At 49.0% G+C, this 15,215-nt stretch carries 12 protein-coding genes and 1 tRNA gene; 10 read left to right on the top strand and 3 right to left on the bottom strand.

Annotation, left to right across the window (positions count from 1 at the left end; genetic code table 11):
• The first annotated feature begins 6 nt into the window (after positions 1–6).
• The 4 genes from AB1757_09240 (at position 7) to AB1757_09225 (ending at position 5,655) form a co-directional block, all read left to right on the top strand.
• The gene (locus AB1757_09240) at positions 7–2,196 is read left to right on the top strand and encodes a TIGR03986 family CRISPR-associated RAMP protein (protein MEW6127210.1); all 2,190 of its coding nucleotides are present in this window, start codon (positions 7–9) and stop codon (positions 2,194–2,196) included.
• Positions 2,193–2,999: a hypothetical protein gene (locus AB1757_09235; GenBank protein ID MEW6127209.1), complete on the top strand. Its 807-nt coding sequence runs from the start codon at positions 2,193–2,195 to the stop codon at positions 2,997–2,999. The genes AB1757_09240 and AB1757_09235 overlap by 4 nt, the downstream gene beginning before the upstream one ends.
• 130 nt (positions 3,000–3,129) lie before the next feature.
• Positions 3,130–3,792, top strand: a complete 663-nt coding sequence (locus AB1757_09230; protein ID MEW6127208.1) for a hypothetical protein — start codon at positions 3,130–3,132, stop codon at positions 3,790–3,792.
• A 111-nt stretch (positions 3,793–3,903) separates the two neighbouring features.
• Positions 3,904–5,655, top strand: a complete 1,752-nt coding sequence (locus tag AB1757_09225; protein ID MEW6127207.1) for an SWIM zinc finger family protein — start codon at positions 3,904–3,906, stop codon at positions 5,653–5,655.
• Positions 5,656–5,813: 158 nt separating this feature from the next.
• On the opposite strand, the gene AB1757_09220 is transcribed toward AB1757_09225, so the two are convergent.
• A tRNA-Arg gene (locus AB1757_09220) sits at positions 5,814–5,887 on the bottom strand.
• Between the two features lie 208 nt (positions 5,888–6,095).
• Between AB1757_09220 and AB1757_09215 the strand changes: the two genes are divergently transcribed.
• From AB1757_09215 to AB1757_09190, 6 genes are all read left to right on the top strand, one after another.
• Positions 6,096–6,794 carry an endonuclease III gene (locus AB1757_09215; GenBank protein MEW6127206.1) on the top strand — a complete coding sequence of 233 codons (699 nt, stop codon included), beginning with the start codon at positions 6,096–6,098 and terminating at the stop codon, positions 6,792–6,794.
• Positions 6,795–7,186: 392 nt separating this feature from the next.
• Positions 7,187–8,314 (top strand): acyl-CoA dehydrogenase family protein, encoded by a 1,128-nt coding sequence (locus tag AB1757_09210; GenBank protein ID MEW6127205.1) that lies wholly within the window; start codon positions 7,187–7,189, stop codon positions 8,312–8,314.
• Between the two features lie 15 nt (positions 8,315–8,329).
• The gene (locus AB1757_09205; protein ID MEW6127204.1) at positions 8,330–9,193 is read left to right on the top strand and encodes a PhnD/SsuA/transferrin family substrate-binding protein; all 864 of its coding nucleotides are present in this window, start codon (positions 8,330–8,332) and stop codon (positions 9,191–9,193) included.
• Positions 9,150–10,433: a ferritin-like domain-containing protein gene (locus tag AB1757_09200; protein ID MEW6127203.1), complete on the top strand. Its 1,284-nt coding sequence runs from the start codon at positions 9,150–9,152 to the stop codon at positions 10,431–10,433. The genes AB1757_09205 and AB1757_09200 overlap by 44 nt, the downstream gene beginning before the upstream one ends.
• Positions 10,434–10,708: 275 nt before the next feature.
• On the top strand, positions 10,709–11,944 hold the full coding sequence (locus AB1757_09195) for an ATP-grasp domain-containing protein (protein ID MEW6127202.1): 1,236 nt from the start codon (positions 10,709–10,711) through the stop codon (positions 11,942–11,944).
• 79 nt (positions 11,945–12,023) lie between these two features.
• The gene (locus AB1757_09190; protein ID MEW6127201.1) at positions 12,024–13,436 is read left to right on the top strand and encodes a CUAEP/CCAEP-tail radical SAM (seleno)protein; all 1,413 of its coding nucleotides are present in this window, start codon (positions 12,024–12,026) and stop codon (positions 13,434–13,436) included.
• A 58-nt stretch (positions 13,437–13,494) separates the two neighbouring features.
• On the opposite strand, the gene AB1757_09185 is transcribed toward AB1757_09190, so the two are convergent.
• Together AB1757_09185 and AB1757_09180 are read right to left on the bottom strand one after the other, a co-directional pair.
• A complete protein-coding gene (locus AB1757_09185) occupies positions 13,495–14,463 on the bottom strand; it encodes a DUF4436 family protein (GenBank protein MEW6127200.1) in 969 nt (322 codons plus the stop codon).
• Between the two features lie 52 nt (positions 14,464–14,515).
• Complete coding sequence (locus AB1757_09180; protein MEW6127199.1) at positions 14,516–15,076, bottom strand: hypothetical protein; 561 nt, start codon at positions 15,074–15,076, stop codon at positions 14,516–14,518.
• Between the last annotated feature and the right edge of the window lie 139 nt (positions 15,077–15,215).

Here is a 15,215-nt window from a genome sequence, read left to right as displayed (position 1 = left end):
ACCATTATGACATTTCACAATCCCTACCATTTTGTTCCTGTAGAAGAAAGCTCGGGATTTGAAGATTTATATAGAGAAGATTTTGAAAACGGAAAGGTTGGGCAAGTTACCCACGACCGTTATTACGACAACACACACTCAGGGCGCATAATCTGTCGCTTAATAGCTGAGACTCCATTTATAGTTGGAGGGAAACAATGCACTGAGCAAACACCAACAAAAGTTTTTCAATATGAACTTGATGATAAGCCTGCTATTCCTGCTTCAACTTTACGTGGGTTGCTTTCAAGTATTACAGAAGCAGCAAGTAATTCTGCGTTGCGCGTTTTAAGTAACAAAGTCTTTTCATATCGAACAGCGGCAAGAGATGCTCTGCGTGGCATAGGCATGGTTGTTCAAGCAGGCGCTACGGGCAATTTTAAGCTATTGCCTTTATGTAATTTTTCTCAAAGACTGCCCACAGGCTGTTTAAAGGTGAAATTGAGTTCACCTCAAAACTTCACAACTTTCAGCTTTGAAAATCAGCAATACTATTATATGAAAAAAGACGAACGGCATGGAACGACTGTCCAACCTATAGCAGAAGAGGTTTGGGATCAAATGCCTCAAAGCCAAAAAGGAACCTATGAACGTGGTATTCTCCGCATAATGGAAAATGCGAATAGAAAAAAAGATTTTCATGAACTCAGACGCAAACATGAACTATTTATCTATCTACCGAAGAATAAAACTAATTTTGATGATCTTAGTGGTTTGGGTATTCTCGACATCCTGCCCGAAGCGGTTGAATGTTTTGAGTCATTAGCAGAATTAAGAACTGATGAGGATGAGCAACTGCCATATGAGCCAGTTGGCACTAAGCGAAATAATGGTAACGAAGACAAAAATCTTAAATTGAAACATGGGGACTTAGTTTATTTTCGGTCTGAGACGATTAACCAGCACCAAGTTGTCGTCGAAGTTGCATACTCGTGCATTTGGCGCAAGAGAGTCGAAGCAGAGACAACGAAAAGAGCAGAAACAACTTTTAATTTTTTCGAGGCAATAGATTCGGATATTTTGCCCTTCAATCAAAAGCGTGAATTGATAACGCTTGCTGAGCAGATATTTGGCTTTGTTGAAAACAACGAACATCTGAAAAACAAAAAAAAGGTCAAGGAAGAATTGTCTCTTGCAGGATGTGTTTATCCATCCCCCGCAAGGTTTGCAGGTATTAAGAACGAAAGCGGGTGGCAATCAATAAAATCGTATGAGGATTTTTATGTCCAAAACATCGAAGACCCGGAAGGATGGACTATTTTAAAAACTCTTGGGAGTCCGAAACCGCCTTCACCTGCTATGTATTTCAAAAATGCGGATGGAACTGGCGGCTATATTGCTAAAGACAAACTTGAACCTATTATCCGAAACAAAGAAGAAAACCCTATAGGTGGACATAGCCCCCAAGGGCGTAAATTTTATTTGCATCACAACTCAAGTGGGTCTCAAAATTGGAAATCAAAAAATCTTGATCCCCAAACTTTTAAGTTAAAAATGCAGGCAATGCCTGTAAAAGAAAATTCGGTTTTCTACTTTCATCTCGACTTTGACAATTTAAATGATGATGAATTGGGCGCACTGCTCTATGCTTTACGTCCAACGAAAGAATTTCGCCACAAACTTGGATTGGGTAAACCCATTGGGTTAGGACGAATCAGAATCGAACCCCTAGGCTTGTTTTTAGTTGATAGAAGCAAAAGGTATAAAAGCGAAAATCTTTTCACGCCGCGTTATGCAAGGAGTTGGAAAGCAATAAAGAATCCAAATGTATATCCGTGGATTGAAGATGCTGTTGATTTTTCCGAATTGCCTGACCGCTATAGACGCGAAAAGACAACTATAGGAACGCCGGATTTGATTTTACCAGGGTCTCTCCACGAAAATTTTCGTGAAAAAATTGAACCACCGATTCGTAACGCTTTGGAACTGATTGGCGACCCGAGTAAAGTGACTCAAGCAGTTCATTATCCAACTGTGCAACCACAGAATGGTAATGATGAAGAAGATAGTTATCAGTGGTTCGTTGCAAATGATACAGGCTCTGGCTCAGGACAAAATAAAATTAAAGCTGGAGAGCATTACAACAGAGATTATCTAAAGCCGTTGGCGGATGAGCAAATTCTTACTACGCTAATTGAGCATCCTTGGAAGAAATGATGAGTGTAACAAAACAGGATCAGCTTTTTTTCTTTCTAGGCGGGCGTGACCTTGAGATGTTGACGATTCGTGAACTTCTTGAGCGGCACGCGCCGTTTGCTTTTTGCGATAAGAATCTTGTTTGGGGGGCAAAGGCTTCGGATTACAAAGAGGAAATTGAAAAAGCGATTATACAAGGCAAAACGCCTGTGTTTATTGAATTGACCGTTGATTTGGATTTGGCTGACGAGCAAATAATAACCATTGATCATCACGGCAAGCGGGCGGGTAGCGATAAACCTACATCGCTTCATCAAGTATTTGAGTTGCTCAATCTTCCCTCGGAACAATGGACGCGATGGCACGACTTAGTTGCTGCGAATGATCGCGGACATATCAAAGCCATGAAGGAAATTGGCGCAACGCAAGAGGAGATAAAACAAGTACGAGCAGCAGACAGGCGAGCGCAAGGTGTGACAGAAGAAGAAGAACAAAAAGCCGAAGAAGCGGTTCGCAATGCAAGAGTTTTGCTTGACGGGAAATTGACGGCTGTGAATTTGCCCCACAGTCGCACTTCTCCTATAACAGACAGGCTGGAAAAAGATTTGAGCGGCACAGGTTATGAAAATTTATTAGTCATCTCGCCCGATCAAGTCAATTTCTTCGGAACGGGGCAAATCATTCAAGCTCTTAATAAGCAGTTTCAAGGAGGTTGGTATGGTGGGTCTTTGCCAGAATGGGGTTTCTGGGGCGGATATTTCGTAGGCGAAGAGGTTTTGAAATTTCTGTGTGAATTTCTGGAAGAGGTGGTGAATACCAAGTGAGCTACGTTCGCGTAAACATTATCACCCATCATCAAGCCATCAGCGGCGAGGGCGACCAGATGGTTGCGGCGCTCGCGGCGGGGCGGCTAAAAAGTTATTTGGCGGATGGTCATTATTATTTTCTACGGATATGTTTTTACCGTTTGTGCTTGGCGGAGTCGCTTTGGGCGTCTTGGGAAACGCAGTCTTTTCACTGTTGACGAACTGGCTGACAACCGACAATGGCGCGTTGATAAGAATTTCAATCGGCGCTTTTCTGTTTATCCTTTTCTCCGGTTGGCTGCTGAGAAAATTTCTGGATCGTCATCGAAAGACAACACCTTTGATTGGCAAAAAACAGCCCGCAATGCGCAAGGGCTTGATTTTACTCGTCAGTCAGGAAGCGGTCTGCAAAAAAGCCATCAAGTGGCATCAGCAAATCTTGAGCAAATGTTGGTTGGTCTGCTCAGCCAAATCAAATAAAATCGGGGAAAGATTAAAAGAAGAATTTGAAAACCATTCTACGGATTTTGAGATTGTCCCCATCACCGACACAGATGTTTTCGACCCCTTAGCGCTCAAATGGAAAATCGAAGAGATTTATCAAAATCTTCCGCAATTTTTTTCTGAAGAGGATGTGATTGTTGATTTCACAGGGATGCCGGCAACCGCTTCGGTCGGCGCAGTTTTAGCCTGTTTTGATAAAGATCGACCGATTCAATACACCCCGGCTCCTTATAACGAGAAACTGGAGGCTATAGAGCCTCTCAACCCGATTGAAGTAAAGATTGACTGGAGTATCGTGAAATCTTGAAATATATGGAAAAGAATAGTGTCCAATTCGAGTCCTAACCGAATACCGATGTTCTTCTAAAAAAAGAGTAATCAGCTTGCAAAAATAATCAAACTGCTGGAAATTGCCACTATGGCGAAAGCGAAATTACCGAAACTCACGGAGGCGCAACTGCGGGCGTTGGCGACTGCCAAAGTGTTTGCGCGCGGCAAGGATTATTACGACCAAGGATTAATTTCCGCCACCGCGCTTGAAGGAATGAGTTTGCGCGGCGAATGTCAAGGCTCTGACCCGGAGCCTTATGCGGTGCGCATTACGCTCGATAAAAATGGCGTTGTAGATAGCGATTGCGATTGCCCTTATGAATATGAAGGCGTTTGTAAACACGCGGTGGCGTTATTGCTCGCTTACGTTTATGAACCGCAAAATTTTCAAGTCGCTTCATCAACGACCAGCGAACTTGCAGACCGCAGCAAAGCAGAACTCATCGCTCTGATCAACGAACTCACCGGCAAAGACCCGAAACTTAAAGCCGTTGTCGCTATCAATACGGCAACCCACAGGGCGAAACAGGGAAAGCCGCTAGACACCGCTGCCATACGCAAACAGGCGCGCCGCGTCTTGAAAATCGACGAGTGGGATTACCGCAGGGCGCGAACCATTGCCAAAGAATTGCGCGCTCTCGATAAAGTCGGCGAGGAGTTGCGCCGGGCGAAAGATTTTCAAAATGCCGGAGCCGTCTATTACGCGCTGCTTGATGAAATTGTGAATGCCTATGACGACTTGCTGTGGCAGGTTGATGAAAATGGCGATGTCATGGCGGTCGTTGACGATTTCGCCAAGGCGCTGGGCGATTGTCTCAAACAAAGCGGACTCAAGAATGCGGCGCGGCGCAACTGGTGGCAATGTCTGTTAGCGGTTTTTTTGAAAGACCATGAACTCGGCGGCGTTGATTTTGGCGCCAGCGCCGAAGCGATCATCCTTGAACAGACGACCGACGACGAGTGGCAGTGGATTGCGGAAACTGTACGCGACAAAGCGTCGCGCAGCCGCGATTGGGAGCAAGGCTCGTTGATTGATTTCATAGCCGAAGGGTTGAAACGGCGCAAACGACAAGGCGAAGTGACGGCTTTGATTCGTGAAGCGGGAACTCCCGAACAGCAAGCCAGTTTGTTGATTCGAGAGAAAAATTTTAAAGAAGCCTTGCGCCGGATTAACGACATCGTTAAGGATAAGCCGGGATTGGTCGAAAGCTTTGCCGATGAACTTGTCGATGCCGGGGCAAGGCAAGCGGCTGTCGAATTCGTGCAGGCGCGCGCCGCCAAAGGCAATTGGCGAAGCAACGACTGGCTGGCGGCTTATTATCGCAAGTTCGGCTCTGCCGAAGAAGCGGTTAAGTGGCAGCAGAAAAGTTTTTTTGATAGCCCAACAGTTGAACGCTTTAAGATACTGGAGGAAGTCTGTCGCAAGACCGAGAATTGGCAAGCGGTTCGCGGCGAAGCGCTGGCGACTTTGGAACGCGGCAAACAATTTGCGGCGCTTATGGAAATCGCCCTTTATGAAAAAGATACGCGGCGCGCTATCGAGTTGTTGCCGCAGATCAAAAGCTACGGCTGGCGCGATTATGGGCGCGAGGTCGCTAAGGCTGCCGAGCAAGATTACCCGCAGGAAGCCATCAGAATCTACAGACAGAAAGCCGAGACGGCAATCGAAGAACGCAACCGCGCTTCATATCATTTAGCCGCCGAATATCTGAAGCGCGCCCAACAGCTCTCTCTACAACTTGATGAAGACGTTGAATGGTCTGATTACATCGGCACATTGCGCCAAATGTACAAACACTTACCGGCATTGCAGGATGAATTACGCAAAGCCGGCGTTTAACCTCGCGCTCAGCAGTTGGGTGAAAATCGAAGAGGCGATTGTTAGCCGATTGAAACCTGATGCGAGCAAATGAAAAAAGGCAGGTCGAGTGCCACAATTCTGCCACAAATGAAAAAAGGCAAGCCGGATGACTTGCCTTAAATGCTTGAAATGATTGATGCGTCCGGCACGACTCGAACGTGCGACCTTTTGCTTCGTAGGCAAACGCTCTATCCGGCTGAGCTACGGACGCTTTATGCTGTCAATTTTGCCTTTTTGGCAAAGCAGGATTATTACAAACGCCATTAGCCATTGTCAACGCAGCAACTTTGCCGAGGCTTGAAAAATCCCTTGAGGCGATTTGCCTTTGCGGTTGAACCCCCTGAAAAAAGCCGGAAAAAATTATCAATAAACCGGTCAAATTCATTGTGAAAAATCCTTCGCGCAATGAATAATACCCTATGGCAGAAGCAATCCGTCGACACGAAGTTGAGCAATTTATCCCATTCGTTTTACAAAACCTGCGCGCCGTTTATGGCACTCCTGAACTTGAAAAAGATTTAGACCCGCTGGATTGTTTGATTGAAACCATCCTTTCGCAATCCACTACCAATATCAACAGTCGTCGCGCCTTTGACAGTTTAAAGAAAAAATTTCCAAACTGGGAACACGCCCGCAAGGCGCGTTTGTCTGCGATAGAAGCCGCCATCCGTTCGGGCGGGCTGGCAAAGCAAAAATCCATCGTCATTAAAAATATCCTCAATGAAATTTATGCGCGACGCGGCAATTTCGATTTATCCTTTCTGCGCACTGCGCCGCTTGAAGAGGCGCGCGCGTTGCTTGCAAGTTTCAAAGGTGTAGGTCCAAAGACGGTCGCCTGTGTTCTGCTTTTTGCCTGCAACCGCCCGGTTTTTCCGATTGACACGCATATCTTTCGCATCGCGCGAAGACTCAGATGGCTTCCTGAAAAATGTAGTGATGCAGAAGCGCACCAACTGCTGGAAATGCGGCTTCCCCAGGCGCGCTACTTTGAAGCGCACATCAATTTAATTCGCCACGGTCGCAAAATCTGTCGCCCGCAACATCCTGCCTGCGACCAATGCGTCATCACCGAGTATTGCGCGTATGACCAAAGCCCCGACAGGTATTCGCCTTTTTAGTAACCTTTCTTCAGCGGACGCCTTTATCCTGAAACCCTTGTTCTTTTATCTCGCCGTGTGGTAACACAATTGGTGCAGATTCTAAATCCATCATCTGATGCCGAATGAATCTGACTTCACATTGAAAGTAAAAACCATGATTTACGATTTTAAAAAAACCTGAATTTGCGCCTCCGGGGTTGCGCAAGTTTTGCGATTTGGAAATCAAGGTTCGCGGCTTTTCACCTAAACCTCTCCCTTTCAGCGGGGCGGTTGGTGATGCCCCGATTCCTTCCCAAAACCACACAGCAATTGAGCAAGGTAAATGCCTGATGGCGATTTGCCTTTCAAGTCAAATAGCTCAATGGCTTCATTTTTTCCTAACCGGTATGAAGAAAGATTTGAGAGGTTACATGAATAATTCAAACTATAAAGACGCTCTGGAGAAAATCATAAAAGAGGTTGTCGAACCGATGGCGGCGGAGATTGACCAGACGGGAAGTTTTCCGCGCCCTGCACTCGCGGCGCTCGGCGAAGCGGGATTATTAGGACTCATCACTGCAACAGAAGTCGGTGGACTCGGACAGGGGCATCGCGCTGCGGCTTTCGTCGTCGAACGATTAGCCGCTGCCTGCGCATCGACCGCGATGGTGGCTTGTATGCACTATGCGGGAGCCGCGGTCATTGAAGCGCACGGAACGCGCACAACGCGCGAAGCCATCGCTAAGGGTAAACACCTGACGACGCTGGCATTTTCCGAAATCGGTTCGCGCAGCCATTTCTGGACGCCACTCGGTACGGCGGCAAAATCCTATGACGGAATTTATCTCAATGCCCAGAAAAGCTGGGTCACTTCGGCAGGGCAAGCCGATTCCTACGTCTGGTCGAGTCGCGCGCTCGCCAACGATGGCGCAATCACCATCTGGCAGGCGCCTACGGATGCCCAGGGGCTACAGATTCCTGCGCCTTTTGATGGGCTTGGACTGCGAGGCAACTTTTCATCGCCCGTTAAAGCCGAAAATGTGTTGATTTCAACAGAAGCGATGCTCGGCGCAGATGGTGGCGGTTTCGACATCATGATGGGCGTGGTGCTGCCCTATTTTCAAATCATGAGCGCAGCGTTTTCCGTCGGCACGATGGAAGCCACAACCAGCAAATCCATTCAACACGTCACCAACACCCGATTTGAATATTCAAAACAATCGCTTGCCGATTTGCCGACCGTTCGCGCTTACCTTTCGCGCATGCGTATCAAAACCGATGCGACGCGCGCGCTCCTGCTCGACGCGCTCGATGCTTTAGAACAGGGACGCGAAGACGCCATGCTGCGTGTGCTTGAGGTGAAAGCCGCTGCCGGGGAGGCTTCAGTCGAAGTCACAGACCTTGCTATGCGGATTTGCGGCGGCGCGGCGTTTCGCAAAGAGGTCGGCATCGAACGCCATTTCCGGGATGCGCGCGCGGCGCTGGTAATGGCTCCGACTTCGGATGCGCTCTATGACTTCATCGGCAAGGCGCTTTGCCAAATGCCGTTGTTTGAATAACAGGAGAAACCCCCAATGTCGAATGCAAAAATTTTAATACTTGGCGCGGTCGCTTATGACCCGAAAGTCGTCACCATCTGGGAAGGCTTCAAAGCATTTTTCATCCGTAAAGGATTGCCGTTTGATTATGTGCTCTATGCAAATTATGAGCGACAGGTTGAAGCGCAATTGGCAGGACATTTTCAGGTCGCGTGGAATTCGCCGCTCGCCTGGATTCGCAGCCAGCGTCTGGCGCAAGCCGCAGGCTTAACCGCTCAAGCCATCGCCATGCGCGATACCGACCAGGATTTGACATCCTTAATTCTGGTGCGCGCCGATTCAGCGATTCAATCCATCGCCGATTTGAAAGGAAAAGTGGTTGCCGTCGGTGCAATCGATTCACCGCAAGCGAGCTTGATTCCGCTCTCGCACATCAATGCCAATGGACTCACGCCCGGAGTTGATTTCGAGATTGCATACCATGATGTGCTCGGCGGAAAACATGGCGACCACATTGGCGGCGAACGCGATGCCGCGCGCGCTTTGATTGCCGGCAGAGCCGCCGCCACCTGTATGATTGATGGGAATCACTTGCTGTTTGCCAGAGAAGGCACTCTGCCCGCAGGTTCGACTCGCGTGCTTGCGCAAACTGCCGTTTATGACCATTGCAATTTCACGGTGCTTTCAACGACGCCGGATGAATTGATTGGGCGCTTTTACGAACTTTTGCTCAATATGTCTTACGACGACCCGGAAGTTCGCCCGCTCATGGATTTGGAAGGGTTAAAGGTTTGGCGCGAGGGGCGCGTCGAAAACTATCGCGCGCTCGAAATCGCTGTTGATGAGATGAAGTTTTATGATGCGAACGGAAATATCACCGCTGAAAATTATCGATATTAAAGACCTGTCACTTGATCGCGGCGCGCATTTGCTCATCAACCGCGCACTCGCTGACCTTCCGGTTGGCGCAAAGCTAGGCATCAGAGGCAGCGCGCCGGAACTTGCCATTCATCTGCGCGGTTGGTGTCGCGCGCAAGGTCACAAAGTGATTTGGAATGATGCGCCATCATCAAATGCCGCGAACGATTCAACAAAATCATCAAGCGACGAAAATGATTCAGCCACTTCACCGCTCATCGGTTGGATTGTGCGCGGCAGCGCGCTTGCGGGTCGCTGGCAGAATGCCGAGACGGCAGGTCTAGCCGATTACCAGGTTGTCGGCGCAATTCTTGATGAGCCTTCGGCGCGATGGGGACTAGCGGCGCGCGGCGCAACGGTTGAAACGAGCGCGCCGGAATTTTATTTCGGACTGAATCAAAAAGCTCAGGTGTGGGCTGAAAATGTGCCGCGACTGTATGCGCAAGCTGCTGCCGCGCAATGGAACCCTGCAACTGCCATCAACTGGGATGAAGCGTTTGAGATTCCCGATGAAGTCGAAACCGCCATCGTGCAGATTATGACTTATCTCATCGAAAATGAAACGGCGGCGATGCTGGTTCCGGCACGATTTCTCGCGCAGATTCATCCGCATTTTCGCGAAGCGATGCAACTGCTCGCCATTCAGGTCGCCGACGAAGCGCGGCACATCGAAGTTTTCACGCGCCGCGCTACGTTGCGAAGAAACGAACTCGGACTATCGACGGCAAGCGGGCAGGCATCTTTAAAGACCCTGATTGATGAACCGGATTTCACGCTGGCGGCGTTTTTGCTTTCGGTTCTCGGCGAAGGGACATTTTTAAATCTGTTGTGGTTTCTGGAAACTCACGCGCCAGACCCTGTGACCCGCGCGGTTGCCAGACTCGCAGCGCAGGACGAAGCGCGCCACGTCGCCTTCGGCATGGGACATTTGCAATATCAAATTTCCAAAGATGAAACCGCGCGCCCACGCCTGGCGCAGGCTATTCATCGTCGCCACGACGTACTGGCGCAAACCAGCGGACTCAATGAAGCGGTTTTTGATGCGCTCGTTTTGCTTGCCGCAGGTGAATGGCGCGTTGAAGCGATTGCCGAAGGTTTTAAGCAAGTTCAACAGCTACAAACCGAGATGGATGCCGGACGACAGGCGCGGCTTTTAAAATTAGGATTTTCCGAAAAAGAAGCAAGAGAATTATCTGCCCTGCACACACGCAATTTCATGTAGCCTTATTGTTTGATAGAAGGCTCATTTTGCGTTGATGGTTTTTCCTGAACAAAATCATCTGGACGCGAAATAATAAAATCAACTTGGGATTAGGCGGAAAAAGCGGATTGGACGGATAGGTATTGCAAAACCTATTCGGTTTATCTGCCCAATCCCAAGTTGATTTTTCTCTTCATATCATTGCAACTTTTCTTCCAGGTCGAATCATTTGAATCGGGTTTAACCACACAACGCTTTTGCCTTTTAAGGCGCAACTGATTACCCTTTTTTATGTTATGCCACGTGTGCTTTTACTTTTGCCGACGACCACTTATCGCGCCAAAGCGTATCTGGATGCGGCGCTCAAACTTGGGGTCGAGGTGGTCGCCGCTTCGGAAATATCCAACACGTTGCAAAATCAAAATTCAGAAAATCTGTTGACCCTTAGTTTCTTTGAGCCTGAAAAAGCCGCCGAAGAAGCCGCCCGCTATGCCGAAAAATTTCCGGTTGATGCAGTGATTCCGGTTGATGAGGACACCGCAGTCGTCAGCGGCTTTGTTGCCGATGGCATCGGCATCAAACAAAATTCCATTCGCGCCGTGCAGGTTGCTAAAAACAAACACCTGATGCGCGAAACTTTAAAGCAAGCCAACATGCGTGTCCCCGAGTTCCGTCATTTCACATTGGACGAAGACCCGCGCGAAATCGCCGCGCAGGTTGAATATCCCTGTGTCGTTAAGCCGGTGTTTCTATCCACGAGTCGCGGCGTCATGCGCGTGGATAATGAAGAAGCTTTTGTTGGCGCGATTAACCGGCTGGAAAAAATTTTGCAATTGCCGCAGGTCGCTAAAAAAGGCGGCGCGGCAAAGCGCGATATTCTCGTCGAATCGTTTGTGCCCGGCGTCGAAGTCGCCGTCGAAGGATTGCTCACCGATGGCAAACTGCAACTGCTTGCGATATTCGATAAACCCGACCCGCTCGACGGGCCGTTTTTTGAAGAGACGATTTATGTCACACCTTCGCGATTATCCGAAGAAATTCAGAGCGAAATTTTTGCCACCACACAAGCGGCAACCCAGGCGATGGGACTTATGAAGGGCGCAATTCACGCAGAACTTCGCATCAATGAAGAAGGCGCGTGGGTGATCGAAGTCGCAGCGCGGGCGATTGGCGGACTCTGTTCGCGGGCGCTCAGGTTTGGCGAAGAGAAAATTTCACTTGAAGAATTAATTTTACGGCAGGCGATTGGCGAAGATGTTTCGCAAATTAGTCGTGAGCGACAAGCCGCAGCGGTGATGATGATTCCGATTCCTCGCGCCGGTTGCTTGCGGGAAATTTTTGGCGTGGAAGATGCCAAACAGATGGCGCACATCGAAGACATCGTAATCACGGCGCACCTTACGCAAAATTTACTGCCGCCGCCCGAAGGCGCGAGTTACCTGGGCTTTATTTTCAGTCGCGCCGCTACGCCTGATGTGGCTGAACAGGCTTTGCGTGAAGCGCACAGCAAATTGGAGTTTGTGATAGATTAGCGCATACAGTGAACGCAGCGGTTAGGTTAAAATGACCTCAATGAATTTGTTGAGCCTGCAAAAAAATGGAATGCAGCGAATGTCTGAAAATTCGGCAGACGTGGTGTTGATTTCGACATATGAACTCGGTCATCAACCTGCGGGAATCGCCATGCCGCTTGGTTTTTTCAAGCGTGAAGGGATTCGCGCAGACGCGCTGGATGTTTCAGTTGAAGGCTTCGATGCAGAGAAAATCAGCCGCGCGAAATTCATTGGCATCTCGGTTCCGATGCACACGGCTTTGCGTCTGGGCGTGGCAATCGCACAAGAGATTCGCCGCATCAATGCTGATGGTCATATCTGCTTTTATGGTTTGTATGCTTCGCTCAATAGCGACTATTTGCTCGATACGGTTGCCGATTCAATCATCGGCGGCGAATTTGAAACCGCGCTTGTTGAGTTAATTAAAAAAGTATTGGCGCGAGATGAAAATGCGACTGAGCGGTTGTCAATTCCGGCGGGCGTAAAAACCAGACTGCAAGCGGCAATGCCTGTGCTGGCGCGGCTTTCGTTTAGCAAACCTGAACGCACGGCAATGCCCGGGCTTGAACGCTATGCGCGACTCGATTGGCAGGGCGAACAGCGGCTCGCGGGTTATACGGAAGCCTCGCGTGGTTGCCTGCATCATTGCACCCATTGTCCGATTCCGCCGATTTACGAAGGGCGATTTTTTGCGGTGCCGCGTGAAGTCGTGCTTGAAGATATTCGTCAACTCGTCGAAGCGGGAGCCGCGCACATCACCTTTGGCGACCCCGATTTTTTGAATGGCCCGACGCATGCCTTGCGAGTGACCGAAAGCTTGCACCAAGCCTTTCCGCATTTGACGTTTGATTTCACGGCAAAGATTGAACACATCATCAAACATCGTGAGTTATTCAAATCGTTTGCCAGGTATGGTTGTATCTTCGTGGTATCGGCGGTTGAAGCGTTAAGCGATGAAGTCTTGATGCGCCTTGAAAAACGCCATACGCGAAATGATGTCACGGACGCTTTAAATATTTTGCGTGAAGCGGGTATTGCCATGCGCCCGTCGCTGGTTTCATTTACGCCCTGGACGACGCTTGATGATTTCATCGAGGTGATGGATTTCGTTGAACGCGAAAATCTCATCGATGCGGTTGACCCCGTGCAATATTCGATTCGTTTACTCGTGCCGCCGGGTTCGCGCCTGCTTGAACGCGAAGAAACTTCCCTGTGGCTTGGCAAACTCAATCAACCGGCGTTCACTTATGACTGGCAACACCCGGATGCGCGAATGGATGAATTGCAACGGCAGGTTGCGGTTCTGGTTGAAGGCGCAGCGCAACGCAATGAAGATACAGCGGTAACTTTTTATCGCATTCGCGAACTGGCAAAAGTGAGGCGCGGCGATGAGCTAGCGGTTCGTAACCAGGCATTGCTTGCTACTCATCGCATCAAGCCGCCGCGCCTTACCGAAGCGTGGTTTTGCTGAGCCGAACCGACGCGAGGCCAGTTTGGCGCTCTTGAAAAGAAATCGCAATTTTAAACGCTTATGACGGACGGCGAATGACCCACAGCGAGCCGATAATCAACAGGCAAATGCCGATTAAAATTTCAGCCCAGAAAAACGAGATATAATCGCTGTAGGTGCCAATCGGCGGCACGCCCGGTTGACTGTTGCGCAACGCCGGAAACGCAAAGAGCATTGCGCCGTACAAACTCATTGCGGCAAGTTCAACTTTGCGTTTGCCGAGCCAGAAACGCAGCATCAAGCCGGTAGCCATAGTTGCCAGACCCAACATCAAAACCATCACAAAGCTCGAAAAAAACAACACCGTTGTCGAACGCGAAATGGTCATTTCGATGCCCGTGTAACCGACCTCGCTCTCTTTATCTTTCTCGGCGTCGAGTTTGAGACCCGGCACCGAACCGGTGAATTCAACCGCCATTGCCACGGGTTCATTGCTATCGTAAACACTGGCTTTTTGCGGCTGTTTCGGAGCCGGTTCGCTTTCCGCGCCTTCGCGCGGTTCTTCTTTCGGCTCTTCGGCTTTTTCTTGTACGGGTGTGGTCATCAGCAGAATCAAATCGGCTTCATGCGAATCGAACGGGTATTCGCTGGATTCGCCGTCAAGCGTCAGCGTCGCGTCAATCGGATTCATGCGTTTACCTTTTTCAAACTTGTGTTCCTGTTTGCCGGTGGCGCTGTTGATGAGCAAAGTTAAATCATTGGCGGGCGAAAATTCATCTTTCGCCAGCGCGCCATGCGGCTCAAAACTGAGGCGCGTAATCAAATCGCCTTTGACCGGGTCAACGGAAACCACTTTGATATTGATTTCAATATAGTCTTCGCCGGCGTTGCTCTTGTCGGAAATATTTACGGAACGGTTTTCGCCTTCATGACGAAAACCGTTCAAGACCGTAAAGTAAGCGATTAACAATGCGAGCAAAGCGACCCCGGCAATGATTTTGCCTATCATATTACTGCCGCCAGCGGGCGGCGCTGAGGATGCTGACATACCTTTTAATCTCCTTTTTAATTGAGGTGATACGGCAAAAAGATTGAAAAAGTTATTCTTTGAACAGGGCTTTATTCTCCTGATAAATCTTCTCGGCTTTCGCCTTGAAATCATCGGCTTCTTTGCTTGCCGCTTGCATCTTGTCAACCACCGCCTGAGCTTTCGGTTGATATTCTTCGGGTGATTTGATTTCCTGCATGGCTTTGGGTTGACCGATTGCGGCGTCCGTAGAATCGGCGCGTTTCTTCAACTCCTGGGCTTTGGCGCTGAGATATTCTTTGTACTTTTCCGGCAATTTCAATTTGCTGGCTTCATCGAACTTGGCGGCGGCATCCTTGTAACCGTCGCGGGCTTTTTCCATCAACGGAATGATCTCTTTTGCCTGAGCGCGTAAGGCTTCGAGTTGGTCTTCTTCTTCTACCGCGCCCACTTTGGAATTCATATCGCCCAATTTCGTACCGGCTTCATCGGCATTTTTATTGGCAGTTTCAATCAAGACGTTGGTAGCGTCTACCAGTTTATTGGCTTTGTCGATTTCATAGGAATTGCAGGCGAGGGTGAAGGCAAACGCCAGCATAAATGGGGTCAGGGCACTGCGTTTCATTAGATTCATTTTTTTTCGCTCCTTTGGATTTGGCTCGCAAAACGCTTGGCGAGGTTATTGGATGATTTTAAGGATTCATATCCACAGGTTCTCGGCAACCTGCTGAATCCCGAATGGCTTGACTGATTGTTAAATGGGATGCGATTTA

It is taken from the genome of Acidobacteriota bacterium (assembly GCA_040754075.1).
Classification (GTDB): Bacteria; Acidobacteriota; Blastocatellia; order UBA7656; family UBA7656; genus JBFMDH01.
This window is presented reverse-complemented; position numbering and strand designations above follow the sequence as displayed.

Excerpts from the sequence above, each read along its gene's own strand:
- AB1757_09185 (MEW6127200.1), bottom strand. The coding sequence starts at position 14,463 with ATGTCAGCATCCTCAGCGCCGCCCGCTGGCGGCAGTAATATGATAGGC.
- AB1757_09235 (MEW6127209.1), top strand. The coding sequence starts at position 2,193 with ATGATGAGTGTAACAAAACAGGATCAGCTTTTTTTCTTTCTAGGCGGG.
- AB1757_09180 (MEW6127199.1), bottom strand. The coding sequence starts at position 15,076 with ATGAATCTAATGAAACGCAGTGCCCTGACCCCATTTATGCTGGCGTTT.
- AB1757_09200 (MEW6127203.1), top strand. The coding sequence starts at position 9,150 with ATGATGCGAACGGAAATATCACCGCTGAAAATTATCGATATTAAAGAC.
- AB1757_09205 (MEW6127204.1), top strand. The coding sequence starts at position 8,330 with ATGTCGAATGCAAAAATTTTAATACTTGGCGCGGTCGCTTATGACCCG.
- AB1757_09230 (MEW6127208.1), top strand. The coding sequence starts at position 3,130 with ATGTTTTTACCGTTTGTGCTTGGCGGAGTCGCTTTGGGCGTCTTGGGA.
- AB1757_09210 (MEW6127205.1), top strand. The coding sequence starts at position 7,187 with ATGAATAATTCAAACTATAAAGACGCTCTGGAGAAAATCATAAAAGAG.
- AB1757_09190 (MEW6127201.1), top strand. The coding sequence starts at position 12,024 with ATGTCTGAAAATTCGGCAGACGTGGTGTTGATTTCGACATATGAACTC.
- AB1757_09215 (MEW6127206.1), top strand. The coding sequence starts at position 6,096 with ATGGCAGAAGCAATCCGTCGACACGAAGTTGAGCAATTTATCCCATTC.
- AB1757_09240 (MEW6127210.1), top strand. The coding sequence starts at position 7 with ATGACATTTCACAATCCCTACCATTTTGTTCCTGTAGAAGAAAGCTCG.
- AB1757_09195 (MEW6127202.1), top strand. The coding sequence starts at position 10,709 with ATGCCACGTGTGCTTTTACTTTTGCCGACGACCACTTATCGCGCCAAA.
- AB1757_09225 (MEW6127207.1), top strand. The coding sequence starts at position 3,904 with ATGGCGAAAGCGAAATTACCGAAACTCACGGAGGCGCAACTGCGGGCG.